The following is a 25,602-nucleotide window of genomic DNA, read 5'->3' as shown; positions in this document are numbered from 1 at the left end:
GTGAGCGAATCAGGCGCGCTTCGTTGCTTTATTCAACTTCATACAGCGACGAGAGCGCGCCCCTCGTGCTGATCAGCTGCCGGCCTTCTGGAAGCGGCGCAGCAGATCATCGCCGCGCGACACCGACGAATCGAGCGCATCTTTGGGCGTCTTCTTGTCGGCCCAGACCTGTTCGAGTTCTTCGTCGATGATCGTGCGGATCTGCGGCATGTTGCCCAGACGCAGACCCTTCGTGAACGGCAGCGGCGGCTTGTTGAGCATCTGCTTGATGGCCGTGTCGCTGCCCGGGTTCTTCTCGTAGAAGCCTTGTTGCTGCGTCAGCTGATAAGCGGCCGTCGTGACGGGCAGATAGCCCGTGTCCTGATGCCATTTCGCGGCGACGGGCGGCGAGCTGAGATAAGCGAGAAACTTCGCGACGCCCTTGTAGACGGCCGGGTCCTTGCCCGACAGCACCCACAGGCTCGCACCACCGATGATCGCGTTCTGCGGTGCGCCCTTCACGTTCACGTCGTACGGCATCATGCCCGTGCCGAAGCTGAACTTCGCGTACTTGCGGATCGTCGCGAGCGAGCCCGACGAATTCGTGATGATCCCGCAGTCGCCGCTATAGAACTTCGATACGGGTTCGTCCTTGCGGCCTGCGTAGGTGAACGTACCTTCCTTGGCCATCTTCTGCATGAAAGTGATGTGGGCGATCTGCAGCGGCTTGTTGAATTCGAGCTGCGCATCGGCGCCTTCGAAGCCGTTGTTTTCCGTCGCGAACGGCGCGCCGTGCCACGCGCTGTAGTTCTCGAGCTGAATCCAGCTTTGCCACCCCGACGAATAGCCGCACGACAGTCCCGCTGCCTTCAGCTTCTGCGCATCCTGCTCGACTTCGGCCCACGTTTGGGGCGGCGCGTTCGGATCGAGACCGGCTTTCTTGAAGGCGTCCTTGTTGTAGTAGAGGACGGGCGTCGAGCTGTTGAACGGCATCGAAATCAGATGGCCTGTTTTTGAATCGCTGTAGTAGCTGGCGATGGTCGGCACGAAGGCTTTCTCGTCGAGCGTCATGCCCGCCTGCTTGAACACGTCCGACACGGGCACGACGGCTTTTTTCGCCTGCATCATCGTCGCCGTGCCGACCTCGTAGACCTGCAGGATCGCGGGCGCATTGCCGCTGCGATACGCGGCGATGCCGGCGGCAAGCGTCTGGTCGTACGTGCCCTTGAAGACTGGGACGATCCTGTAATCGCTTTGCGATGCATTGAAGTCGTTGGCGATCGCGTTCAGGCGCTCGCCGAGCGCGGCTTCCATCGCGTGCCAGAACTGGATCTCAGTGGCAGCATGTGCGCCTTGATGGACGCCCAAGGCCAGAACGGCCGCGACGGACAGCGAACGGAACAGCGGCTTGCTATGCATCGAGAGTCTCCTTGTGTGTCGACCAGAGTTGGCGCTTCAGCGCCTTACTCTGGTCCCATGCAGAGCGGTCGACCAGAGTTGGCGCTCAAGCCCCATGCAGAGCACTTACTCTGGTCTCATGCCCGGACAGGGCATCGAACGCGCGTTGTGCGGTGCGCGATTCTAGTTATGGTCGATGACAGGAACGCGTCGGTGATTTTTCTAAGTGCCCGGTTCGGTGTCGAAGGGCAATTTAACATCGAAGAATAGTGCGAGAAAGCGCGATTACCCGAAGCACCGATTGGTGTTCGCACAACGAGGGCGAAAAAAAGCCGCGTCGATGCGCGGCTTTTCTTTGCGTCTGGCATCTCGCGTCATGCGGCGAGATGCATTTGACAATTCTTCGTCAGACGTTGAACAGAAAGTTCATCACGTCGCCATCATGCACGACGTACTCCTTTCCTTCGGCGCGCATCTTGCCCGCTTCCTTCGCGCCTTGCTCGCCCTTGTACGTGATGAAGTCGTCGAAACCGATGGTCTGCGCACGGATGAAGCCGCGTTCGAAGTCCGTATGAATCGCGCCCGCGGCTTGCGGTGCCGTGTCGCCGACATGGATCGTCCACGCGCGCACTTCCTTGACGCCCGCCGTGAAATACGTCTGCAGGCCGAGCAGCTTGAAGCCCGCGCGAATCACGCGGTTCAGACCCGGCTCGTGCATGCCCATGTCGGCGAGGAACACTTCCTTGTCTTCGTCGGCGAGATCGGCGATTTCCGCTTCGATTGCCGCGCACACGGCGACAACGGGCGCCTTTTCCGTTTCAGCGTACTTGCGCACGGCATCCAGATGCGGGTTGTTCTCGAAGCCGTCTTCCTTCACGTTCGCCACGTACATGGCCAGCTTGGCCGTGATCAGACAGAACGGCTTGATCAGCAGACGCTCTTCGTCCGTCAGGTCGAGCCCGCGAACCGGCTTCGCCTGGTCCAGTTGCGCACGAACCTTTTCCAGCACGGCGGCGAGCTTCACCGCTTCCTTGTCGTTGCCTGATTTCGCGGCCTTCGCGTAGCGCGTGAGCGCCTTTTCGACGGTCGCCAGATCGGCGAGCGCGAGCTCGGTGTTGATCACTTCGATATCCGACACCGGGTCGATCTTGCCCGCGACGTGAATCACGTTTTCGTCTTCGAAGCAGCGCACGACATGCGTGATCGCGTCGGTTTCGCGGATGTTCGCGAGGAACTGGTTGCCGAGCCCTTCACCCTTGCTCGCGCCGGCGACGAGGCCGGCGATGTCGACGAATTCCACGACGGCGGGCAGGATGCGCTCCGGCTTGACGATTTCCGCGAGCGCCTTCAGACGCGCGTCCGGCACTTCGACCACGCCGACGTTCGGCTCGATCGTGCAGAACGGATAGTTTTCGGCGGCGATGCCCGCCTTGGTCAGCGCGTTGAACAGGGTGGACTTGCCGACGTTAGGCAGGCCGACGATGCCGCATTGGAGGCTCATGGAAAACCTTTCAGATCAGTGTTTGCGGCTTGCCGGCGCGTCTCGCGCAGCCCGGCGAGAGCGGGATCAGGAAAGCCGCAAAAGAAATTGGGGACGAGACAGACAGTACGCATTCGGGCGTTCGGACCACGATTCTGTACCGGATTTGTGCTCGAAAAACGGCAATTGTAACGCTTTCGGACGCCTTGATCGGAGCGGATGGAGAGGGCGGGAAGCGTGCCGGGAGATCGGGCCGACGTATAAAGAATCCGTCGAATGTGGCCGATATAGCGCAGTGACAGGGCAGTGACCATGTCAGGCCGAACAAATAACGCTACGGGGGATGCAATGAGGTGGATCAAGGCTGTAACCGTTCTTGCGACGGTTGGCCTGTTTTCAGGCTGCGCGCACAACGTGCAAGTTTCGTCGCAGTCCGGCGCGGCGGAAGTGATGAGCACGCGGGTAAAGCAGGACAAGGCGTACATGGTGTTCAGTGACAACCTTGCGACTGCAGGAAAAGACGTGAAGCCCGGGTTTGCATGCGGGGCTCATAGCTATCCGATGTATATCGGGGAAACGTTGGAAAACTCGCTTTCAAAGACGGTCGAAGCCGCTTTCCCGCAAGCTGTCAGAAACGGCGGCGCAATTCCCGCGGCAGGTGACGGCCTTGTGTTCAAGTTCGACCTGTCCGAATTCGATCCGCGCATTCGCTTTACGCCTGGCTTCTTCGTTCCGACTGCGGATGCGAACGTCGACATTGCCATTCACGCACGGGTGTCGGACAAGGGCGGCAGGGAACTGATCGCAACGACGTTCCGCGGACAGGGCCATTCGAGTCAGGACGGTTCGTGCGGCGTGGGGGCAGACGCACTCGCGGAAGCGGGCAAGAAAGCCATCGCCAATGCGATGGAAAATTTCGTCGACAAGGTGATCAACACTGGCGTGCTCGATACGGTGACGACGACAGCTGCAAGCAAATAGCAAACTGATGCGGTCCGTGGGCCAGGCGATTCGTACATGACCGGCTGTTTGCGCGGCTGGTCGTGGAGCGTCGCCCCTATTTGCGCGTGTGATGAGGTGGCGTCGTCTGCCTGGGGCCTGACGGACCCGCTTAAACACGTTCTGCGCAATGAACGGGTCCCGGCCCATTGCATCGCGATGCACGTCCACGCCTGCGCCCGACATGCATCAACCATCGGTCCAGGGAGGCGCAAACGCGGCCGTAGCGCGGTCCCGCCCGTCCGTCCCGGGCACCCCTCGCAGCTATAATGCCCGGATGAACGCTCACCACTCATCCTTCGACGTCGCCGTGATCGGCGGCGGGCTCGTCGGCAAGACGGCGGCGCTAGCGCTCACGCAATGCGGCCTGCGCGTCGCGCTGCTCGCGCAGCATTGCCAGCCGCTGCCAGGCGACGCCGTGTTCGACTCGCGCATCTACGCGCTGTCCGCGAGCTCGCAGGCGCTGCTCGAGCGTCTGCGCGTGTGGCAGGCGCTCGACGCATCGCGGCTATCGCCCGTCTACGACATGCGCGTCTACGGTGACGCGCACGCCGAACTGCATTTCTCGGCGTTTCAGGCCTCGGTGCCGCAGCTTGCGTGGATCGCCGAATCGTCGCTGATCGAACACGCGCTCGACGCCGCGCTGCGCTTTCAGCCCAATCTCACGTGGCTCGATACGCGCGCGCAAGGGCTCGACGTGAAAACGGGCGGCGCGACGATCGGCCTCGCGAACGGCAATGTGCTCGAAGCGGACCTCGTCGTGGGCGCGGACGGCGCGCATTCGTGGGTGCGCGCGCAGATCGGCTCCAAGACGAGCCGGCGCGACTACAGGCAGACGGGCGTCGTCGCGAACTTCAAGGCCGAGCGTCCGCACGGCGAGACCGCGTATCAGTGGTTTCGCGACGGTGAGGTCATCGCGCTGCTGCCGCTGCCCGACGGCCACGTGTCGCTCGTCTGGTCGGCGCTGACCGATCATGCGAACACGCTCATCAGGCTCGATCCGGCACAGCTCGCGGCGGAAGTCGAACGTGTGACGATGGGCGCGCTCGGCAAGCTCGACTGCGTGACGCCCCCCCAAGGCTTTCCGCTCGCGCTGCAAACGGTCGACCGGCTGGTTGCGCCGCGCGTGGCGCTCGTCGGCGATGCCGCGCATCTGATCCATCCGCTCGCCGGGCAGGGGATGAACCTGGGCTTGCGGGACGTGGCGTCGCTGGTGGACGTGATCGCGAAGAAAGAGGCGTTCCGCGATCTCGGCGACACGGTGCTGTTGCGCCGCTACGAACGCTCGCGCAGCGAAGACATCCGCGCGCTGACTATTGCCACCGACGGCCTCCAGCGGCTGTTCTCGCTGCCGGGCAATATCGCGCGCGCGGTCCGCAATACGGGGATGGCGTTCGTCGGCGGGCAGCCGCTGGTCAAACGCTGGCTGGTGTCGGCGGCGCTGGGCTGAAACGCCGGGCATGTACGTTGCGCCCTCAATCGTCAGGGCGCATGTGTGGCAGGATAAGCCCCAGGGCATACCATCCGTCACGCGGCTCCCGATGCGACGGAAGCACGATCGGGAACGCGGGCGGAACGTAAACACGGGCGCCGACAGGCCGCGGAAGGCCGCAAACATCGGCGCCAAAATCGAATCAGGAGTAGCAGCATGAAGCAACGCATCCGCATCGCCGCAATGGCGCTGGCCGTCGTGACGGCCGCGCTCGGCTGTTCCGCGCAGGCCGACCAGACCACCGACAAGCTCAAGGCGACGCTGCAATCGCGCCTCGGCGAAGCGTCGATCAAGAGCGTGATGAAGTCACCGATCGCGGGTCTGTACGAAGTGAACCTCGGCTCGCAGATCATCTACAGCGATGCGGCGGGCGACTATCTGCTGCTTGGCGACATGGTCGACGCGAAGACGCGCAAGAACCTGACGGAGGCGCGTCTGGCGGAGATCAACCGCATCGACTTCGCGAACCTGCCGTTTGGCGACGCCGTGAAGGTGGTGAAGGGCAACGGCAGCCGCAAGATTGCCGTGTTCTCCGATCCGAACTGCCCGTACTGCAAGCAGCTCGAATCGACGCTGAAGTCGATGGACAACATCACCGTCTACACGTTCCTGTACCCGGTGCTGTCGCCGGACTCGACGGTCAAGTCGAAGTCGATCTGGTGTTCCGCCGACCGCGCGAAGGCCTGGGAAGCGTGGATGCAGGACCGCCGCGCGCCGACCGCGCCGGGCACTTGCGATACGGCCGCCATCGACAAGAACCTGAAGCTCGGCCAATCGATGAACGTGAGCGGCACGCCGACTATCTTCCTCGCCGACGGCCGCCGCCTGCCGGGCGCCGTGCCTGCGGAAGAACTGGACAAGGCGTTGTCGTCGGTGCGCTGAGCGAGGCGCATGTCGCGTTGTGTGTCGGCTGGAGTTAGCGCTTTAGCGCTTACTCCAGCCCCATGCAGAGCGGTCGGCTTGGAGTTAGCGCTTTAGCGCTTACTCCAGCCCCATGCAGAGCGGTCGGCTTGGAGTAAGCGCTTTAGCGCTTACTCCAGCCCCATGCAGAGCGGTCGGCTGGAGTCAGCGTTTTAGCGCTTACTCCGGCCCCATGCAGAGCGGTCGGCTTGGAGTAAGCGCTTTAGCGCTTACTCCGGCCCCATGCAGAGCGGTCGGCTTGGAGTCAGCGCTTTAGCGCTTACTCCGGCCCCATGCAAAGCGGTCGACTGGAGCTAGCGCATTAGCACCTGCTCCAGCCCCACGCGAAGCGGTCGATTGCTGTCGGTGCACTAGCGCCTTACCAACACATGCGGCACGATCGCTGCCCGTTTCAAGCCTTCCGAATCCCTTCCGTAGTTTTCACACACGAGCGCCGATGAAGCCGATCCGCTACACCATCGTTCCGAAGCACCCCGCCGCCCATATTTTCGAAGTCACCGTCACCGTCGCCGAACCCGATCCGTCGGGCCAGCGCTTCATGCTGCCCGTCTGGATTCCGGGCAGCTACATGGTCCGCGAGTTCGCGCGCAACATCGTCACGCTGCGCGCCTTCAACGATGCGGGCCGCAAGGTGCGCATCGAAAAGACCGACAAGCACATGTGGCAGGCCGCGCCGGTGAAGGGCGCGCTGACGCTGCGCTACGAGGTGTACGCGTGGGACATGTCGGTGCGGGCCGCGCATCTCGACGACACGACCGGCTTCTTCAACGGCACGAGCGTGTTTCTGTCGCCGCTCGGTTTCGAGGACGCACGCTGCGTCGTCGACATCCAGAAGCCGGCGGGCCCGCAGTTCCGCAACTGGCGCGTCGCGACGGCGCTGACGGAAGCGCGCGGCACGAAGCGCTACGGCTTCGGCGAGTACACCGCGCAGAACTACGACGAGCTGATCGACCATCCCGTCACGCTCGGCGAATTCGCGCTCGCGACCTTCAAGGCGCACGGCGTGCCGCACGACATCGTGATCGCGGGGCGCGTGGTCGGGCTGGACATGGCGCGGCTGTCGGCGGATCTGAAGCGCGTGTGCGAAGCGCAGATCGCGCTCTTCGAGCCGCGCTCGAAAAAGGCGCCTATGGACCGCTACGTGTTCATGACCCAGGCCGTCAGCGATGGCTACGGCGGACTCGAGCATCGCGCATCGACGGCGCTGATCTGCAACCGTTCGGATTTGCCCGTCGTCGGCCGCGACGAGATGACGGACGGCTATCGCACGTACCTGGGGCTGTGCAGCCACGAGTACTTCCACACGTGGAACGTGAAGCGCATCAAGCCCGCCGCGTTCGCGACGTACGACCTGACGCAGGAAAACTACACGTCGCTGCTGTGGCTCTTCGAGGGCTTCACGTCGTACTACGACGATCTGATGCTCGTGCGCAGCGGCCTGATCAAGGAAGCCGATTACTTCACGCTGCTCGGCAAGACGATCGGTGGCGTGCTGCGCGGCAGCGGGCGTTTGAAGCAGACGGTCGCCGAAAGCTCGTTCGACGCATGGGTCAAGTATTACCGTCAGGATGAGAACGCCGCGAACGCGATCGTCAGCTACTACACGAAGGGCTCGCTGGTCGCGCTCGCTTTCGATCTGACGATTCGCGCGCAAACGCAGAACCGCAAGTCGCTCGATGACGTGATGCGCCTCTTGTGGCAGCGCTACGGACGCGACTTCTATCGCGGCAAGGCAAACGGCATCGAAGAGTCGGAGGTCGAGGCGCTGTTCACGGAAGCGACGGGCGCCGATCTGTCCGAGGTTTTCGCCGAAGGCGTGCGCGGCACGCGCGATCTGCCGCTCGAAGCGCTGCTCGAACCGTTCGGCGTGAAGCTCGAGGCGGACGTCGACGCGAAGGCGAAGCCGTCGCTCGGCGCGCGCGTGCGCAACGGCGCGGACTGCGCGCTCGCGGCCGTTCACGACGGCGGCGCGGCGCAGAAGGCGGGCCTTTCGGCCGGCGACGTATTGATCGCGATCGACGGGTTGCGCGTGACGGGCTCGAATCTCGACGCGCTGCTGTCGCGCTATGTGCCCGGCGCCAAAGTCGAAGTGCACGCGTTCCGGCGCGACGAACTGCGCGTCGCGCAAGTCAAGCTCGACGGGCCCGACGTGTCGCGCTACAAGCTCACGTCGAACAACAAGCGCGCGTCGGCGAGCTCGGCGCGCAAGCGCTGGCTGGGGAAATAACGGCGCGCAACCGCTCGCCGGCCCCCGCCGCCGGCTCGTAACCGGGCGGCGGATTGTTCTATCACTGCAACAATCCGTCGCCGCCGCGGTACTTTTTCCGCGCCGGGTAAAAAAACACAATGGCTCCACTCGCGCAACACAGCGCGCCCCTCACTGGAGTCACAGATGACCACGATCCTGCAAATCAACTCGTCGGCTCGCTCGCAAGGCGCTCAGTCGACGCTCCTCGCCAACGAACTGACGGCAAAGCTGCAACAATCGAACCCGGGTGCGCGAGTCGTCGTTCGCAACCTGCACGAAGAGGCGCTGCCGCACCTCGACGACACGATCCTCGGCGCATTCTTCACGCCCGTCGAGCAGCGCACGGCTGAACAGCAAGCGATTTCGTCGCGCAGCGAAGCGCTGATCGCCGAACTGCAAGCCGCCGACATCGTCGTGATCGGTGCGCCGCTGTACAACTTCGGCATCTCGTCGCAACTGAAGACTTACTTCGATTTCATCGCACGCGCTGGCATCACGTTCAAGTACGGCGCGAATGGTCCGGAAGGCCTCGTGAACGGCAAGAAGGTGTTCGTGGTTTCGGCTCGCGGCGGCAAGTATGTCGGCACGCCGGGCGACACGCAGACGCCTTACCTGAAGACGTTCCTCGGATTCCTCGGCATGACCGACGTGAACTTCATCTACGCGGAAGGCCTGAACATGGGCCCGGACGCAGCGTCAGCGGCACTCGCGGGCGCACGCGAAGCGATCGCGGCAGCCTGAGCGGTCTGAACGGCCGCCAGCCGGCCGTCGACGCGATACGGTTATCGGCCGCATCGCGTCGGCAAAACAAAACGCCACGGAACACGATTCCGTGGCGTTTTTGTTTTTGGGCCGCCTTGTTTGGGACCCTTCATGGGTGCTTCAAACCGGCTCGGGCTCAGGCGAAGACTTCACCGTTTTCCGGCAAACGCCAGTCGATAGGCGCACGGCCGTGCGTTTCGAGAAACTCGTTGGCGAGCGCGAAATGCCGGCAGCCGAGGAACCCTCGGTGCGCGGACAGCGGCGACGGGTGCGGCGCTTCGAGCACGCAATGTGACTTGCCGTCGAGCAGCGCGCGCTTCGCTTGCGCATGCGCGCCCCACAGCATGAAGACCAGGTTGTCGTGGCGCATCGCAAGCTCGTGGATCAGCGTGTCGGTGCATTTTTCCCAGCCGCGCTTCGCGTGGCTCGCAGCGCGATCGCGTTCGACGGTCAGCACCGTGTTGAGCAGCAGCACGCCTTGCTTGGCCCACGCATCGAGACAGCCGTGCTGCGGTGTTTCATAGCCGAGGCTCGCGGCGATTTCCTTGAAGATGTTGCGCAGCGACGGCGGCGGACGCACCGACGGCGGCACCGAAAACGCGAGCCCGTGCGCCTGTGGCGTGCCGCGGTCTTCGCCGTGATACGGGTCCTGGCCTAAGATCACGACCTTGACGTCGTCGGGGCTCGTCAGGCGCAGCGCGCGGAATACGTCGGCGGGATAGACCGTCTTTCCGGCCGCACGCTCGCCGTCGACGAAACGGCACAGCGGCGCGTAGGTGTCGCTGTCGATGAACGGCTTCAGGTGCGCGCGCCATGCAGGCGGCAACGCGTCGAACTGCGATTCGAGCGTCTGGATATCGGCAGCGGGAGAGGGCGCGGCGTCGGTGTCGCCGGCGAACAGGGACGGCTGCGCCGGCTGGATGGGGGAGCGTTTTGCGGAATTCATGGCGGGCTAGTGTGGCAGCAAACGCCTGAGCGCTCAAGCATCGCTGCGTGCGTCTGGCCTTGCATTTGTGCGCGGTGAGCCGCGTTACCGTGAGCCGCCGCCTTCGCGCAGACGATAACCGCGCTGCGCCTTGCTGACGTCATCGGGGCGCAGGCCGTGAATCGCTTGCGCCAGTTCCGCGGACAACGCGTGCAGCGCGTCGGCATCGCCTCGCTTCAGCTCCAGCTCGATCTCGCAGATCGGCGCGCGGCGCGTTTCGCCGTTCACGTCTGCGCGGATTTCGCCCTGGTCGATGGCCGCTTCGATGTCAGCGCCCTCGATCCTCACGTGCCACAGCGTCCGCGAGAAATTGGTGCTGAAAAGCGCGATCAGTTCGTCGCGCGCGCTGCGCAGCGCTTCTTTCGACGGCTCGTCGTCGCAGGCATCGATCAGCGCGTCGACTTCGAGCGCATTGCCTTTGATGGGCATTTCCCATTCGTGCCGGTTGTGCAAACCGTCTTTCGACGTGCCGATTGTCTTGTACGTCTGCAGCCAGCCGTCCGGCGTGCGGCGCACGCGCACCGCGCTCTTTGCGCGCGCAAGCGTCAGCGCCGGCGTGTCGAAATAGCTGTTTTCCAGCGTGATCGTGCGGCCCGCGCGGCCGGCGCGCTGGATGAACCATTGCGTCGCCGCGCCGACCTGATCCGTCGGCAGCGACAGCTTGATTTCCTGTTCCATGCCCATCGCGTGCGTCGCTCCCGAACTTGCCGGATCAGAAGAACATTCGCGCGAGTTCCGCGCCGGGCTCTTCGGCGCGCATGAACGCCTCGCCGACGAGGAAGGTGTTCACGTCCATCGCGCGCATCCGCTCGACATCGGCGCGCGACAGGATGCCCGACTCGGTCACGACGATACGGTCCTCCGGGATCATGTCCAGCAGGCCGAGCGTCGTTTCGATCGACGTTTCGAACGTGCGCAGATTGCGATTGTTCACGCCGATCAGTGGCGTCTTCAACGTGAGCGCTTCGACCAGCTCGTTCTTGTCATGCACTTCGACGAGCACGGCGAGTCCGAGCGAATGCGCGTACGCTTCGAGGTCCTGCATCTTCGCGGTTTCGAGCGCGGCGACGATCAGCAGGATTGCGTCGGCGCCCATCGCGCGCGCTTCGAGGATCTGATACTGATCGACGATGAAGTCCTTGCGCAGAACGGGCAGCGTGCAGGCGGCGCGCGCTTCTTCCAGATACTGCGCGCTGCCCTGGAAGAACTGCACGTCGGTGAGCACGGACAGACACGCCGCGCCATGCTTCGCATACGAACGCGCGATGTCGGCGGGCACGAAGTGCTCGCGCAGCACGCCTTTCGACGGGCTCGCTTTCTTGACCTCGGAGATCACGGCCGCGAGGCCGGCCTCATGCTTCGCACGAATCGCACCGACGAAATCGCGCACATCGCGCGTCGACGCCTGCAGGCGCAATTCTTCGAGCGTCGCGCTTTGCTGCGCGATGCGCACTTCTTCGCGCTTGACGTCGATGATGCGGTCCAGAATGTCGCTCATATGAATCCCGTTGCCTCGTTAAAGCCTGATTGATGCGTGGCTAATGCCTGGTTAATGCCTGGCTAATGCCTAGTCATTGCTTGAATTGCTGCGTGAAGCGGACCAGGTCGTCGACCTTTGCGCGCGCCTTGCCGCTGGCGATGGCTTCGCGGGCCAGTTGAATGCCGTCCGCGATCGATGCCGTGACGTTCGCCGCATACAGCGCCGTGCCCGCGTTCAACGTGACGATCTCGCGCGCGACGCCCGGCTTGTTGTCGAGCGCTTCGAGCAACAGCTTCTTCGATTCGTTGGCGTCAGCCACTTTCAGCGTTCGGTTCGACACCATCTGCATGCCGAAGTCCTCCGGGTGAATCTCGTACTCGCGCACTTCGCCGTCGCGCAGTTCGCCGACGAGCGTTGCCGCGCCCAGCGACACTTCGTCCATGCCGTCCATACCATACACGACCAGCACGTGTTTCGCGCCGAGACGCTCCATCACGCGAACCTGAATGCCGACGAGGTCCGGGTGAAACACGCCTTGCAGCTGGTTCGGCGCGCCGGCGGGGTTCGTCAGCGGACCGAGGATGTTGAAGATGGTCCGCACACCGAGTTCGCGCCGCACGGGCGCGATGTTCTTCATCGCAGGGTGATGGTTCGGCGCGAACATGAAGCCCATGCCCGTTTCGGCGATCGATGCGGCCACCTGTTCCGGCTGCAGGTCGATATTGACGCCGAGCGCTTCGAGTACATCAGCGCTGCCCGACTTGCTCGACACACCGCGATTGCCGTGCTTCGCGACCTTCGCGCCCGCTGCCGCCGATACGAACATCGTCGCCGTCGAGATGTTGAACGTGTGCGATCCGTCGCCGCCTGTCCCGACGATATCGACGAAGTTCGAGTTGTCCTCGACTTCGACGTGACGTGCGAATTCACGCATCACCGTGGCGGCCGCGGTGATTTCGCCGATGGTCTCTTTTTTGACGCGCAGTCCCGTGATGATTGCGGCCGCCATGACGGGCGACATGTCGCCGCGCATGATGAGGCGCATCAGGTGCAGCATTTCGTCGTGGAAAATCTCGCGATGCTCGATCGTGCGCTGCAGCGCTTCTTGTGGCGTGATCATGGTGATGTCTCCTTAGTGCGCTGCTTATGCGGTGCGGACGGCAGCCTTCGACTGCTTCACGAAGTTTTCGAGCAGTGCGTGGCCGTGTTCCGAGAGGATCGATTCCGGATGGAACTGCACGCCTTCGACAGGCAGCGTCTTGTGACGCACGCCCATGATTTCGCCGTCGTCGGTCCATGCGGACACTTCGAGGCAATCGGGCAGCGATTCGCGCTCGATCGCGAGCGAGTGATAGCGCGTGACGGTGAAATGCTTCGGCAGGTCGGCGAATACGCCTTTGCAATCGGTTTCGATCTGGCTCACCTTGCCGTGCATGATGGTCTTCGCGCGCACGACGCGGCCGCCGAACGCTTCGCCGATCGCCTGATGGCCGAGGCACACGCCGAGAATCGGATACTTGCCGGAGAATTCGCGCAGCACGTCGAGCGTGATGCCCGCGTGTTGCGGATTGCTCGGTCCCGGCGAGAGACAAATGCGCTCGGGGTTGAGCTTTGCAATTTCTTCGAGAGTGATTTCGTCGTTGCGATAGGTCCGCACGTCTTCGCCGAGTTCGCCGAAGTACTGGACCAGGTTATAGGTGAACGAGTCGTAGTTGTCGATCATCAGCAGCATGGTCAGTCTCCGTCAGAAGTCGCTATCGAGGCCGTCTTGCACTTGCTCGGCGGCACGCAGCACGGCGCGCGCCTTGTTCTCGGTCTCTTGCCATTCGGATTCGGGCACCGAGTCGGCGACGATGCCCGCCGCCGCCTGCACATACAGATTGCCGTTGGCGATCACGCCCGTGCGGATTGTGATCGCGAGGTCCATCTCGCCCGTGAACGACAGGTAGCCGACTGCGCCGCCGTAGAGGCCGCGCTTCACGGGCTCGAGTTCGTCGATCAATTCCATCGCGCGCACCTTCGGCGCACCCGACAGCGTGCCCGCCGGGAACGTCGCGCGCAGCACGTCGAAGTTGGTCATGCCCGGCTTCAGCTTGCCCTCGACCGAGCTGACGATGTGCTGCACGTGCGAGTACTTTTCGATCACCATCTTGTCGGTGACGGCGACTGAGCCGATCTGCGCGATGCGGCCCACGTCGTTGCGCGCGAGGTCGATCAGCATCACGTGCTCGGCGATTTCCTTCGGGTCGTTCAGCAGTTCAGTCGCGAGTTCGGCGTCGCGCTCGGGCGTGTTGCCGCGCGGACGCGTGCCGGCGAGCGGACGGATCGTGACGATGCGGTCTTCGCCGCGCTTTTCCTGGCGCACGAGAATTTCCGGCGACGCGCCGACCACATGGAATTCGCCGAAGTTGTAGTAGTACATGTACGGCGACGGATTCAGCGAGCGCAACGCGCGATACAGCGACAGCGGATTGTCGCGATACGGCTTGGTCAGACGCTGGCCGACCTGCACCTGCATCAGTTCGCCGGCGGCGATGTACTCCTTCGCCTTGCGCACGGCGGCGAGATAGTCGTCCTTCTTGAACTCGCGGTAGATATCGGTGCGCATGCTCGCCGACGTGACAGGCGGCTGCACGGTCGTGCGCAGGCGCTGCTTCAGGTCGCGCAGACGCTGCTTTGCGCGCGTGTACGCTTCGGGCGTCGTCGGATCGGCGTAGATCACGAGGTACAGCTTGCCCGCGAGGTTGTCGATGACGGCGACTTCTTCCGTCAGCAGCAGCTGGATGTCGGGCAGGTTCAGATCGTCGGGCGGAGCCGTGTGCGCGAGCTTTTTCTCGATGTAGCGCACGGCGTCGTAGCCGAAGTAGCCCGCGAGGCCGCCCGCGAAACGCGGCAGGCCCGGACGCAGCGCGACCTTGAAGCGGCTCTGGTACTGCTGGATGAATTCGAGCGGATCGCCTTCGTGCGTCTCGACGACCTTGCCGTCTTTCACCACTTCCGTCACGCCGTTGCGCGTGCGGACCAGCGTGCGCGCCGGCAGGCCGATGAACGAGTAGCGTCCGAAGCGCTCGCCGCCGACCACCGACTCCAGCAAAAACGAGTTCGCGCCGTTTCGCTCGGTCTGCGCGAGCTTCAGGTACAGCGAGAGCGGCGTTTCGAGGTCGGCCAGCGCTTCGGCGATCAGCGGGATGCGATTGAAGCCCTCGTTTGCGAGGGACTGAAATTCGAGTTCGGTCATGTTCCGATCCTGTTCGTGCGTCCGGCCGCGGCGGGCGTCGGACAAAGCGGGGCTGCGTTACCGGTCGAATGTGCTCGTCACAGGTGAGGAGACCGGCGCGCGCTTTCCCGACGACGTTGCACGGCCTCACAGCACGACGATAGTACGCAAGGTACGCGACGGCTAGCTGAAACGCGGTGCAGCGAAGTTAAGCCGGTCGATTGACGATCGCGGCAGTTCGGGAAAAGCGCGTGAGCGCAGCGAAGTAAAAAACGGGTGCCGAAGACGAGCTTCAGCGTACCTCAGGCGAGGTATTAGCGCGACCAGCGACGCCAGGGCCAGGCTCCCCGGTCGATCGTGCTCAGACTCCGTTTTTTATTCAGAAACATGAGGAAGACTTGGTTAAGTCAGGGATTAGATGCTGCCGATTGTACTGCATTGTGCGCTGCGATCGCCTTGGCGGCCCCCAGCAGCGACGCAACTATACCATCGGATTTTATGGTTTGAACAGATTCGCCGTGATTGTAGCCATATGGGACGGTGAGCGTCGCCATGCCGGCCGCGCGGCCGGCGAACGCGTCGTTCTGCGAATCGCCGATCGCGACGGCTGCTTTCGGCTCGACGCCCAGCGCTTCGCAGGCGGTGAGCATCGGCAGCGGATCGGGCTTTTTCGCCGCGACGCTGTCGCCGCCCAGCACCACGCCGAAGTAGCGCAGCAGACCATATCGTTCGAGCAGCTGCGTCGCGAAGCGATGCGGCTTGTTGGTCACGCACGCGAGCTTGAGCCCCGCGTCGCGCAACGCGATCAGGCCCGCCTCGACATCGGGATAGAGTCGCGTATGCAGACCGTTGATCTTCGCGTACTCCTCCTGGTAGATCGCGAGCGCCTCGTCGAAACGCGACTGCGCCAGCCCGGTCTCGAAGCGCGGCGCGAGCACGCTGCGAATCAGATGCTCGGAGCCCTTGCCGACATAATCGATCACTTCCTCGCGCGTGGTTTCTTCCGCGTCGAATTGCGCCAGCATGCCGTTCAGCGATGCCGTGAAATCGTCGGCCGTATCGACCATCGTGCCGTCGAGGTCGACGATGGCCGCGTGCAGCTTTCCGGCCGGGAACGCGGGGGCGGGGTAACGGGACGTCGCGTCCATGTCACCGCCCGACGGAAGCCAGCGCGCCGCGCATCTGGTCGATCACAGACTTGTAGTCGGGCTTGCCGAAGATCGCCGAGCCCGCGACGAACGTGTCCGCGCCGGCTGCCGCGATCTCCGCGATGTTGTCGACCTTCACGCCGCCGTCCACCTCGAGATGAATCTCGCGGCCGGTCTTTTCCTTGTAGGCGTCGATGCGCGCGCGCGCTTCGCGCAGCTTGTTCAGCGCCTCGGGAATGAACGACTGTCCGCCGAAGCCCGGATTCACCGACATGATCAGCACCAGGTCCAGCTTGTCCATCACGTGATCGATGTAGTTCAGCGGCGTGGCGGGATTGAACACGAGGCCGGCCTTGCAGCCGTGATCGCGGATCAGCGACAGCGTGCGGTCGATGTGATCGGAGCCTTCAGGGTGAAAGCTGATCACGTTCGCGCCGGCCTTCGCGAAATCGGGCACGATGCGGTCGACGGGGCGCACCATCAGATGCACGTCGATGGGAACCTGCACGTGCGGGCGGATCGCTTCGCACACGAGCGGGCCGATTGTCAGGTTCGGCACGTAGTGGTTGTCCATTACGTCGAAGTGAATCCAGTCGGCGCCGGCAGCGACGACGTTGCGGACTTCTTCACCGAGCCGCGCGAAATCGGCGGACAGGATGCTGGGAGCGATGCGGAATTGGGTCATGGCAGTGGGGAGGGCGGGAGACGGAAAGCCGTTATTTTAGCGCCGCCACGCGCGCTGCGGCCCTGGGGGAGACGCAGCGGCGGCATCGCTGGCCGCGCCGCTCGACATCCTGTCTGTGACCTGTCCCCGCCTTGTCCGTTCGGCCGACGCGGTTGCGAGCGTGCGCGGCATGAAGCAGAATGCCAAACCATGTCAATGCCTCCGCGGGCGCGCCGCAATCAGCGCGCGAGCCGCCCGCAGACGGTCTCGCGCGGTCGATAGCCCGCGTTGCTCACTATCGGAATCAGGCGAATCAGCATGAGTCAGTACGAATTTAGCGTCTCTTCCCAAGTCCGATACATCTCCGAAGAGTCGGACCCGGAGCATCGAAAGTACGCGTTCGCCTATACGCTGAGCATTCGCAACACCGGCCAGGTGACGGCGCAATTGATCGCGCGCCACTGGATCATCACGGATAGCGAAAATCGCGTTCAGGAAGTGAAAGGGCTGGGCGTCGTCGGACATCAGCCGCTGCTGAAGCCCGGCGAGCAGTTCGAATACACGAGCTATGCGGTGATCGCGACGCCCGTCGGCACCATGCGCGGGGAATATTTCTGCGTCGCCGAGGATGGCGAGCGCTGGGAAGCGCCCGTGCCGGAATTCGTTTTGCGCATGCCGCGCACGCTGCATTGAACGGAAAGTGCCGCGCGCGTTCGATCAGCGACGCGGTTGTTGCTGCGGCGGGGCCGGCTTCGTGTCCTGCTGCTGGCGTGCGGCTTTCTTCTTGCCAGACGCCGTCCACACAACGATGAAAATCAGCAGGAAGAGCGCGAGGAGCGACTCCAGCGCGAAGATGAGCATCGGGTATTCGTCGAACAGATCAGACATGGCAGTTTCCATCAAGAACAATCATTGTATGCGCTTTGCCCGCCGGGCCGCCGCCTGGGCGGGTGCACTGTCGGTTGCCGTATTGCTTGCGTCGTGCGGGGGAGGCGGCGCGCTGCGGCCGTCCGTTTCGCCGCCGACGGGCGCCGCGATCATCCCCGGCCAGATGGCCGCCCAGCGACTGACGGCCGTTGCGTGGCGACAGGTGCCGGGCTGGCAGGACGATTCGCTGATCGGCGCTGCGGCGGCGCTGCGGCAGAACTGCGTGCGACTCGCGAGCCAGCCGACGTGGCGGCGCGCATGCGCGGCGGCATTGCTGCTGGATGACCTCGACGTGGCCAGCGCGCGCACCTTCTTCGAAACCTACTTCACGCCGTTTCAGTTCGCCAATACCGACGGGACGCTGGACGGCCTCGTGACAGGCTACTACGAGCCGCTACTGCGCGGTTCGCGCGTGCGCCATGGCGTGTATCAGACCGCCTTGTACCGTTGGCCTTCGGCGTATCGTCCGGGCGCTGCTCTGCCGGCGCGCGCTCAACTCGAGCGCGCGGGCGTGCTGAACGGCAACGAGCTTGTCTGGGTGGACGACCCCATCGAGGCCTTCTTCCTGCAGGTTCAGGGCTCGGGACGCATCGTGATGGAAGACGGCAGCGTGATGCGCGTCGGCTTCGGCGGGACGAACAACCAGCCGTACAAGTCGATTGGCCGGTGGCTGCTCGACCACGGTGAACTCACGCCCGCGCAGGCGACCATGCAAGGCATCAAGGGCTGGGCTCGCGCGAACCCGACGCGTGTCGATGCGTTGCTCGATACGAACCCGCGCTTCGTGTTCTTCCGCGAGATGCCGTCGAACGAGCCGATGCCGTCGGGCGGCGCTGATGGTCCGATCGGCGCGCTGGGCGTGCCGCTGACGCCCGAGCGTTCGATTGCCGTCGATCCTTCGTCGATTCCGCTCGGCACGCCGGTGTTCCTCCAGACAACGCGCCCGATGACCAATGCGCCGATGAATCGCCTGGTGTTCGCGCAGGATACGGGCACGGCGATCAAGGGCGGCGTGCGCGCAGACTACTTCTGGGGGCTCGGCGATGAAGCCGGCGATCTGGCGGGGAAGATGAAACAGGCTGGACGGATGTGGCTGCTGTTACCCAATTCGTGAGCTTTGTTCTTTTCTTGAGCTTCGGTTCTTGCTCTTGACGTTTTTTGCCGATGCATGGCCCGACGGCGGCTCATATGGCTGCCGTCGGGCTTTGCTTATGCGCTTCGTCTCCGCTCGGTAATTCCGACGGTCAAGCGCCTGCTTTGCGCTTGTCCACCACGCGACGCGCCTTGCCCACCGAACGCTCGATGGCGTTGACAGCCTGTACGACGACATTCGCGGTGACGCCGATCATCGCCTTGATGTCATATGCGAGCGCCTGTTTCGCGGCGGTGAGCGCGGCCGTATCCGGCGCGGTCTCCGGACACGGTTCGACGTTCAGCGTCATCACGTCGAGCGGACCTTCTTTGGTCAGCACGATCTGATAGTGCGGCGCCAGCGCGTGCTGCTTCAGCAAAAGCTCCTCGATCTGCGTGGGGAACACATTGACGCCGCGGATGATCATCATGTCGTCCGAGCGGCCCGTGATCTTTTCCATACGGCGCATCGTGCGCGCGGTGCCTGGCAGCAGACGCGTCAGATCCCGGGTGCGGTAACGGATGATGGGCAGTGCTTCCTTCGTTAGCGACGTGAACACGAGTTCGCCAAGCTCGCCGTCCGGCAGCACTTCGCCCGTCTCGGGATTGATGATCTCCGGATAGAAATGGTCTTCCCAGATCGTCGGACCGTCTTTGGTCTCGACGCATTCCGATGCCACGCCCGGCCCCATCACTTCGGACAGGCCGTAGATGTCCACTGCGTCGATACCCATCCGCTCTTCGATCGCAAGGCGCATGTCGTTGGTCCACGGTTCCGCACCGAAGATGCCAATGCGCAGCGAGCATTCCTTGGGTTCGATGCCTTGGCGCTCCATTTCGTCGGCGATCGACAGCATGTAGCTCGGCGTCACCATGATGATGTCGGGGCGGAAATCCTGGATCAGCTGCACCTGCTTCTCGGTCTGCCCCCCGCCGAATGGAATCACCGTCAGGCCTGCGCGCTCGGCGCCATAGTGCGCGCCGAGACCGCCCGTGAAGAGGCCGTAGCCGTAGCTCACATGCACCTTGTCGCCGCGCCGCGCGCCTGCCGCGCGAATCGAGCGCGCGACGAGGTTGGCCCAGTTGTCGATGTCGCGCGCGGTATAGCCGACGACGGTCGGCTTGCCCGTCGTACCCGACGATGCGTGAATCCGCGAGATCTGCTCCTGTGGCACGGCGAAGAGGCCAAACGGATAGTTGTCGCGCAGATCCTTCTTCGTGGTGAACGGGAAACGCGACAGGTCGGAAAGCGACTTCAGCTCTGACGGATGCACACCTGCTTCATCGAACTTGCGACGATAGACGGGCGAATTTTCATACGCATGCGTGAGCGACCATTTCAGCCGTTCGAGCTGGAGTGCAGCGAGCTCGTCGCGGCTCGCCTTTTCGATTGGGTCGAGCGGGAGCGGGGTAGTCATCGGGTGTCTCCTTTCTTTCAGAATAGGTTGCAGCGCGAGAGGCGGAGCAGTGATTTATGGCGCGATCAGGCGCACCGTCAGTTGTCGATGGGAATCACCGTGCCTTTGATCTGCGCGGACTTGCCGCGAAACATCGCGACGGTTTCGTTTGCTCGATTCGTGACACGAATGTCGTAGATGCCGCTGCGGCCGCTCAATGTCTGCTCGACAGCTTCCGCAGTGAGGATGTCGCCGCCTTGCACGGGCCGCAGAAACTCGATCGAGCAGCCCGCGGCGACGGTGGTGATGTTGTACGAGTTGCAGGCGAAGGCGAATGCCGTATCGGCGAGCGTGAACATCAGTCCGCCGTGACAGATCTGATGCCCGTTCAAAAACTCGGGTCGCACGCTCATGCGCATACACGCGTAGCCTGCGCGTACCTCGACAATTTCGATGCCGAGCGCCTGACTGCAGGCGTCCTTGGCGTACATGGCGTCGGCGGTTGCGCGGGCGAGTTCGTCGGGCGTCATCGTATTGCTCAGGTCAGGTTGCGTGGACATGTCAGCGGCCCTCAAAGCGCGGCGCGCGTTTTTCGATGAACGCACGGACACCTTCCTCATAGTCATGCGATGCGCCCAGTTCGCGCTGCATGTCGCGTTCGAGATCGAGTTGCTGATCGAGTGTTTGTGTCGCGCTTGCCCGCATGGCCTGCTTGATCGCGGCGATGGCGCGCGTTGGCTGCTGCGCGAGCTGCGTCGCCAGTCTGGCTGCCGTGCTTTGCAAGTCGGCGTCGTCGACGACTTGCCAGATGAGACCCCAGCTTTCCGCTTTTTCCGCGCTGAGCTTGTCGCCGGTGATCGCGAGCCCCAACGCACGCGCCATGCCGATGCGTTGCGGCAGGAACCACGTGCCGCCGGAATCGGGCACCAGACCGATTTTCACGAATGCCTGAATGAAGCTGGCCGAGCGCGCGGCCAGCACCAGGTCGCACGCCAACGCGAGATTCGCGCCGGCGCCTGCCGCGGTGCCGTTCACGGCCGCGATCACCGGCAGCGGAAGGGCTTGCAAGCGGCGGATCAACGGATTGAAGTGCTTGTCGATCAGGTCGCCCAGGTCCGTCATTGCGCCCGGCGTGAAGTCGAGATCGGCGAGATCCTGGCCGGCGCAGAAGCCGCGGCCCGCACCCGTGAGCACGAGCGCGCGGGCGCCTGCCGTTTCGACTTCGTCCAGTGCCGCGCTCAGTTCGTGATGCATCGCACGTGTGAAGCTGTTCAGCTTGTCAGGGCGGTTCAGCGTCACGGTGGCGACGCGCGTGGCGGCGTCGATGTCTACGCGGATCGCTTCATATGGCATCGGTTGTCTCCTCGTCTCCATACGGAATTCAGTGTCGCGCCGTTCAGACGCGCTCGATGGCGAGCGCGATACCCTGGCCGACGCCGATGCACATCGTGCACAGGGCAAACCGTCCATTGATGCGCTCCAGCTGATACAGCGCCGTCGTGATCAGACGCGCACCCGACGCGCCGAGCGGATGCCCAAGCGCAATGGCGCCGCCGTTCGGATTCACACGCGGGTCGTCGTCGTGCACGCCGAGTTGGCGCAGAACGGCAAGACCTTGCGATGCGAACGCTTCATTGAGTTCGATGACGTCGAACTGATCGAGGGTCATGTCGAGTTGCTTCAGGAGTTTTTGCGTGGCGGGCGCGGGGCCGATGCCCATGATGCGCGGCTCGACGCCGGCCGTCGCCATGCCGAGCACGCGGGCGCGGCGGCGCAAGCCATACTGGTCCGCGGCGGCCTGGTTGGCGAGCAACAGCGCGCACGCGCCGTCGTTCACGCCCGATGCGTTGCCCGCCGTCACTGATCCGTCCGGGCGCACGACGCCCTTCAGCTTACCGAGCGCTTCGAGCGACGTTTCGCGCGGATGCTCGTCGAGCGTCACGCGAACCGGTTCGCCTTTTTTCTGCGGAATCTCGACGGCGACGATTTCCTGCGCGAGCGTTCCGTCGCGTTGCGCTCGGGCGGCCTTCTGCTGGCTGCGCAGCGCGAACGCGTCCTGATCGGCGCGACTCACGTTCAAGTCGACGGCGACGTTTTCTGCTGTCTCGGGCATCGAGTCGACGCCGTAATCGCGCTTCATCTGGGTATTGACGAAGCGCCAGCCAATCGTCGTGTCATGGATTTCGGATTGCCGCGAAAACGCGGACGTTGCCTTGCCCATCACGAACGGTGCGCGCGTCATGCTTTCCACGCCGCCCGCGATCATCAAACGCGCTTCGCCGGCCTTGATGGCGCGGGCTGCCGTACCGACTGCGTCCATGCCCGAGCCGCACAGACGGTTGAGCGTCGCGCCGGGCGCATCGGTCGGCAGCCCTGCGAGCAGCGCCGACATGCGCGCGACGTTGCGGTTGTCTTCACCCGCCTGATTCGCGCAACCGTAGATCACATCGTCGAGCGCGCGCCAGTCCACGCCCGGGTTTCGTTCGATCAGCGCTTTGATCGGAACGGCGCCGAGGTCGTCGGCGCGAACGTCTTTCAGGGCCCCGCCGTAGCGGCCGAAGGGGGTGCGGATCGCGTCACAGATAAAGGCATCAGTCATGTCGGAGTTCCTGCGAAGAGGGGGCCGGCGCGGACACTGGCCCGTGGACTGCATGTTAGTGCGACGTTTGATGCGCGATCAGTCGGCCGTAGGTCATAGGCCAAAACGCCGGTCAAACGTCCTATATCGTTCGGCCGACTTACGCCGGAACAGCCTTCGGTTCAACATGAACCCGGCTTTGAACGACGCGGAAGCGATTCGCCACGAAGGCTGCGTCCGCGAGCGCGGCGTTGGCAGCCGGGTTGGCGCCCGTGCCGTGAAAGTCCGAGAACGCCGCCGACTGGTTGACGAACACGCCGCCCGTCAGGTTGATGGACAGCGCGACACCGCCGCGAATCGATGCTTCCTCGGCTGCTTCGATCACCTTGTCGTCGGTGCTGTAGACGGCGAGCGTCAGCGCGCCGTGCTCGGCGGCGATACGTCCGGCCAGATCGAGCGACTGGTCCGTCGAGTCCGTCGCGATCACGAAGGAGATCGGGCCGAACCACTCTCGTGTGAACTGGGCCTCGTCCTTCGCGGCATCGAGTTGGAGAACCAGCGGGGTGCGTACGCGGGCGTCCGCGAACGCCGGGTGTTCGAGTGACTGGCTGTCCGCGAGAACACGCCCGAGCTTGCGCGCTTCGTCGAGTCGTTGGATCACGCTTTCGTTCTGGATCGCACCGAGCAGTTCGACGGCGCGGGCAGCATCGGAGCAGAGTTTCTGGACAGCGCCGGCGATTGCCTCAGCGACGGCATCGAAAGAGACCGTGCCTTCGGCGGTGCGAATGCCATCGCGCGGCACGTAGATGTTTTGCGGAGCCGTGCACATCTGTCCGGAGTACAGCGCGAGCGAAAAGGCGATGTTGCGCGCGACCGATTTGAGGTCGTCGGCAGAGTCGATCACGATCTGGTTGACGCCAGCCTTTTCGGTGAACACCTGCGCCTGGTGCGCGTTGCGCTCCAGCCAGGTACCGTTTTGCGTGCTGCCCGTGAAGTCGATCAGCTTGATTTCCGGGCGGCGCGCGAGGTTCTGGACGAGTTCTCCATCGTTGGGATTAGTCGCGAGCAAGGTCACGACGTTCGGATCGAAGCCGGCTTCACGCAGCACGTCGCGGGCGATGCGCACGGTGATCGCGAGCGGAAGGATCGCGCCCGGGTGCGGCTTGACGATGACCGTGTTGCCGGTTGCAAGGTCGGCGAAGAGGCCGGGGTAGCCGTTCCATGTCGGGAACGTGCAGCATCCGAGTACGAGGGCTGTCCCGCGCGGCACGATGTTGAAGTGCTTTTGCATCGCGAGCGGCGGATTCTTGCCTTGCGGTTTTTCCCAGTGAGCATCGGCAGGAATGCGGCGCAACTGGTCCCACGCGTAGGCGATGGCTTCGAGTGCGCGGTCCTGGGCGTGCGGACCACCCGCCTGGAACGCCATCATGAAAGCTTGGCCGGTCGTGTGCATCACGCTATAGCCGATCTCGAAGCTCAAGCGATTGATACGCGTGAGGATTTCGAGGCTCACGCCGATCCACGCTTTCGGACCGGCTTCACGCCATTTGCGTTGGGCTTGGGCGGCGGCGGCGATCAGTGCATCCGGCTCTGACTTCGGGTAGCGGATGCCAAGCGGAAAGCCAAACGGAGATTGCTCTGCGCCAACCGTCTCGCCCGTGCTCGGCTGGTCGAGTTCAAATGTCTTGTTCAGATGGGCTTTGAATGCCGCTTCGCCGTCCGCGTTGGCGGTTTCCCCGTACACTTTGGGACTCGGCATTTCCGGGAACGGGCTCCAGTAGCCGCGGGTCTCGATGGCGGTAAGAGCTTTCTGCAGCGTGTCTTCGTGCTTCGTAAATAGCGGATGGGTCATGGCGGGCGACGTGCTCATTGAACGGTGGAGGAAACCTCGTCGATTCATTGACCGACCGGTTGGTTGGTGAATGTTAGCATTATTAGGATGCAGCGCGAGCCCCTCGCGTCTGCAGGTAAACACTTAGGAGGAGTGCATGGCTTTCGAGAACATTCTGGTTGAGACACGTGGCCGCGTAGGCCTTGTTACGCTGAACCGTCCAAAGGCGCTCAACGCGCTCAACGACGCTCTGATGGACGAGCTCGGTGAGGCCCTGCGTACGTTCGACTCGGATGAGGGCATTGGCGCCATTGTCATCACCGGGAGTGAAAAGGCGTTTGCGGCGGGTGCGGACATCGGAATGATGGCGACCTATTCCTATATGGATGTCTACAAGGGCGACTACATCACTCGAAATTGGGAAGCCGTCCGATCGATTCGGAAGCCGATCATCGCGGCGGTGGCCGGTTTCGCATTGGGTGGCGGCTGTGAGCTCGCGATGATGTGCGACATCATCTTTGCAGCCGACACGGCAAAGTTCGGTCAACCGGAAATCAAGCTCGGGATCATGCCGGGTGCAGGCGGTACGCAGCGACTACCGCGCGCTGTATCGAAGGCGAAGGCGATGGATATGTGCCTGACGGCCCGGTTTATGGACGCAGCGGAGGCCGAGCGCGTGGGGCTGGTGTCGCGTGTGATTTCTGCTGCGACGCTAATCGATGAGGCCATTGCCGCGGCGGCGACGATCGCCGAGTTTCCGATGCCGGCGGTGATGATGGTGAAGGAGTCCGTCAACCGGGCTTATGAAACGACTTTGGCGGAGGGTGTGCATTTCGAGCGCCGGTTGTTCCACTCGTTGTTCGCAACCGAGGACCAGAAGGAAGGGATGGCTGCGTTCGTCGAGAAGCGCAAACCCGTGTTCAAACATCGCTGAAGGCAACGGTCAAAAAACCGCTTGCAACCGC

At 63.4% G+C, this 25,602-nt stretch carries 24 protein-coding genes; 8 read left to right on the top strand and 16 right to left on the bottom strand.

The features are described from left to right. Positions 1–72: 72 nt before the first annotated feature. Together ugpB and ychF are read right to left on the bottom strand one after the other, a co-directional pair. Positions 73–1,398 (bottom strand): sn-glycerol-3-phosphate ABC transporter substrate-binding protein UgpB, encoded by a 1,326-nt coding sequence (gene ugpB, locus BN2476_RS01650; RefSeq protein ID WP_087732426.1) that lies wholly within the window; start codon positions 1,396–1,398, stop codon positions 73–75. Between the two features lie 385 nt (positions 1,399–1,783). Next, entirely contained in the window at positions 1,784–2,878 is a 1,095-nt protein-coding gene (gene ychF / locus BN2476_RS01645) for a redox-regulated ATPase YchF (RefSeq protein WP_087732425.1), read from the bottom strand. Between the two features lie 429 nt (positions 2,879–3,307). On the opposite strand from ychF, the gene BN2476_RS01640 reads away from it, so the two are divergent. The 5 genes from BN2476_RS01640 (at position 3,308) to BN2476_RS01620 (ending at position 9,258) form a co-directional block, all read left to right on the top strand. Continuing rightward, the gene (locus tag BN2476_RS01640; RefSeq protein WP_235850663.1) at positions 3,308–3,838 is read left to right on the top strand and encodes a hypothetical protein; all 531 of its coding nucleotides are present in this window, start codon (positions 3,308–3,310) and stop codon (positions 3,836–3,838) included. A gap of 295 nt (positions 3,839–4,133) precedes the next feature. Then, positions 4,134–5,306, top strand: coding sequence for a UbiH/UbiF family hydroxylase (locus BN2476_RS01635; protein ID WP_087732423.1), 1,173 nt, complete (start codon positions 4,134–4,136; stop codon positions 5,304–5,306). 198 nt (positions 5,307–5,504) lie between these two features. Next, a complete protein-coding gene (locus BN2476_RS01630; protein ID WP_087732422.1) occupies positions 5,505–6,230 on the top strand; it encodes a DsbC family protein in 726 nt (241 codons plus the stop codon). Positions 6,231–6,705: 475 nt separating this feature from the next. Beyond that, positions 6,706–8,496, top strand: coding sequence for a M61 family metallopeptidase (locus tag BN2476_RS01625; protein WP_087732421.1), 1,791 nt, complete (start codon positions 6,706–6,708; stop codon positions 8,494–8,496). Between the two features lie 165 nt (positions 8,497–8,661). After that, positions 8,662–9,258 carry an FMN-dependent NADH-azoreductase gene (locus BN2476_RS01620; protein ID WP_087732420.1) on the top strand — a complete coding sequence of 199 codons (597 nt, stop codon included), beginning with the start codon at positions 8,662–8,664 and terminating at the stop codon, positions 9,256–9,258. Positions 9,259–9,415: 157 nt separating this feature from the next. On the opposite strand, the gene BN2476_RS01615 is transcribed toward BN2476_RS01620, so the two are convergent. From BN2476_RS01615 to rpe, 8 genes are all read right to left on the bottom strand, one after another. Continuing rightward, entirely contained in the window at positions 9,416–10,225 is an 810-nt protein-coding gene (locus tag BN2476_RS01615; protein ID WP_087732419.1) for a uracil-DNA glycosylase, read from the bottom strand. An 84-nt stretch (positions 10,226–10,309) separates the two neighbouring features. Then, positions 10,310–10,948: a CYTH domain-containing protein gene (locus BN2476_RS01610; RefSeq protein ID WP_087732418.1), complete on the bottom strand. Its 639-nt coding sequence runs from the start codon at positions 10,946–10,948 to the stop codon at positions 10,310–10,312. Positions 10,949–10,976: 28 nt separating this feature from the next. After that, on the bottom strand, positions 10,977–11,762 hold the full coding sequence (gene trpC, locus BN2476_RS01605; RefSeq protein WP_087732417.1) for an indole-3-glycerol phosphate synthase TrpC: 786 nt from the start codon (positions 11,760–11,762) through the stop codon (positions 10,977–10,979). A 73-nt stretch (positions 11,763–11,835) separates the two neighbouring features. Then, positions 11,836–12,864, bottom strand: coding sequence for an anthranilate phosphoribosyltransferase (trpD, locus tag BN2476_RS01600; protein WP_087732416.1), 1,029 nt, complete (start codon positions 12,862–12,864; stop codon positions 11,836–11,838). A 24-nt stretch (positions 12,865–12,888) separates the two neighbouring features. After that, on the bottom strand, positions 12,889–13,476 hold the full coding sequence (locus tag BN2476_RS01595; protein ID WP_087732415.1) for an aminodeoxychorismate/anthranilate synthase component II: 588 nt from the start codon (positions 13,474–13,476) through the stop codon (positions 12,889–12,891). Positions 13,477–13,488: 12 nt separating this feature from the next. Continuing rightward, a complete protein-coding gene (trpE, locus tag BN2476_RS01590) occupies positions 13,489–14,982 on the bottom strand; it encodes an anthranilate synthase component I (protein WP_087732445.1) in 1,494 nt (497 codons plus the stop codon). 386 nt (positions 14,983–15,368) lie between these two features. Further along, a complete protein-coding gene (locus tag BN2476_RS01585) occupies positions 15,369–16,109 on the bottom strand; it encodes a phosphoglycolate phosphatase (RefSeq protein WP_087732414.1) in 741 nt (246 codons plus the stop codon). A 1-nt stretch (position 16,110) separates the two neighbouring features. Then, complete coding sequence (rpe, locus tag BN2476_RS01580; RefSeq protein ID WP_087732413.1) at positions 16,111–16,794, bottom strand: ribulose-phosphate 3-epimerase; 684 nt, start codon at positions 16,792–16,794, stop codon at positions 16,111–16,113. Between the two features lie 297 nt (positions 16,795–17,091). On the opposite strand from rpe, the gene apaG reads away from it, so the two are divergent. After that, the gene (gene apaG, locus BN2476_RS01575; protein ID WP_087732412.1) at positions 17,092–17,466 is read left to right on the top strand and encodes a Co2+/Mg2+ efflux facilitator ApaG/CorD; all 375 of its coding nucleotides are present in this window, start codon (positions 17,092–17,094) and stop codon (positions 17,464–17,466) included. Positions 17,467–17,490: 24 nt separating this feature from the next. Here apaG and BN2476_RS47125 read toward each other — a convergent pair whose 3' ends face one another. Further along, entirely contained in the window at positions 17,491–17,661 is a 171-nt protein-coding gene (locus tag BN2476_RS47125; protein ID WP_162849221.1) for a hypothetical protein, read from the bottom strand. On the opposite strand from BN2476_RS47125, the gene mltA reads away from it, so the two are divergent. Beyond that, complete coding sequence (gene mltA / locus BN2476_RS01570) at positions 17,582–18,814, top strand: murein transglycosylase A (RefSeq protein WP_087732411.1); 1,233 nt, start codon at positions 17,582–17,584, stop codon at positions 18,812–18,814. The two genes, BN2476_RS47125 and mltA, sit on opposite strands and share 80 nt — an antisense overlap. Positions 18,815–18,944: 130 nt before the next feature. On the opposite strand, the gene paaK is transcribed toward mltA, so the two are convergent. The 5 genes from paaK to paaN all read right to left on the bottom strand — a co-directional run bounded on the left by paaK (position 18,945) and on the right by paaN (position 24,658). Continuing rightward, on the bottom strand, positions 18,945–20,249 hold the full coding sequence (gene paaK, locus BN2476_RS01565; RefSeq protein WP_087732410.1) for a phenylacetate--CoA ligase PaaK: 1,305 nt from the start codon (positions 20,247–20,249) through the stop codon (positions 18,945–18,947). A 77-nt stretch (positions 20,250–20,326) separates the two neighbouring features. Beyond that, the gene (paaI, locus tag BN2476_RS01560; RefSeq protein ID WP_162497856.1) at positions 20,327–20,788 is read right to left on the bottom strand and encodes a hydroxyphenylacetyl-CoA thioesterase PaaI; all 462 of its coding nucleotides are present in this window, start codon (positions 20,786–20,788) and stop codon (positions 20,327–20,329) included. Position 20,789: 1 nt separating this feature from the next. Continuing rightward, complete coding sequence (gene paaG, locus BN2476_RS01555; protein WP_087732444.1) at positions 20,790–21,581, bottom strand: 2-(1,2-epoxy-1,2-dihydrophenyl)acetyl-CoA isomerase PaaG; 792 nt, start codon at positions 21,579–21,581, stop codon at positions 20,790–20,792. 43 nt (positions 21,582–21,624) lie between these two features. Continuing rightward, the gene (pcaF, locus tag BN2476_RS01550) at positions 21,625–22,827 is read right to left on the bottom strand and encodes a 3-oxoadipyl-CoA thiolase (protein WP_087732409.1); all 1,203 of its coding nucleotides are present in this window, start codon (positions 22,825–22,827) and stop codon (positions 21,625–21,627) included. Between the two features lie 139 nt (positions 22,828–22,966). Beyond that, positions 22,967–24,658, bottom strand: coding sequence for a phenylacetic acid degradation protein PaaN (gene paaN / locus BN2476_RS01545; RefSeq protein WP_087732443.1), 1,692 nt, complete (start codon positions 24,656–24,658; stop codon positions 22,967–22,969). 136 nt (positions 24,659–24,794) lie between these two features. Here paaN and BN2476_RS01540 point away from each other — a divergent pair, with 136 nt between their 5' ends. After that, positions 24,795–25,571 carry an enoyl-CoA hydratase gene (locus BN2476_RS01540; protein ID WP_087732408.1) on the top strand — a complete coding sequence of 259 codons (777 nt, stop codon included), beginning with the start codon at positions 24,795–24,797 and terminating at the stop codon, positions 25,569–25,571. The last annotated feature ends 31 nt before the right edge of the window (positions 25,572–25,602 follow it).

It is taken from the genome of Paraburkholderia piptadeniae (genome assembly GCF_900007165.1).
In the GTDB taxonomy this organism is placed as follows: domain Bacteria; phylum Pseudomonadota; class Gammaproteobacteria; order Burkholderiales; family Burkholderiaceae; genus Paraburkholderia; species Paraburkholderia piptadeniae.
Note: the sequence above shows the minus strand (reverse complement) of the source record. Positions and strands in the feature narration are given on the sequence as shown.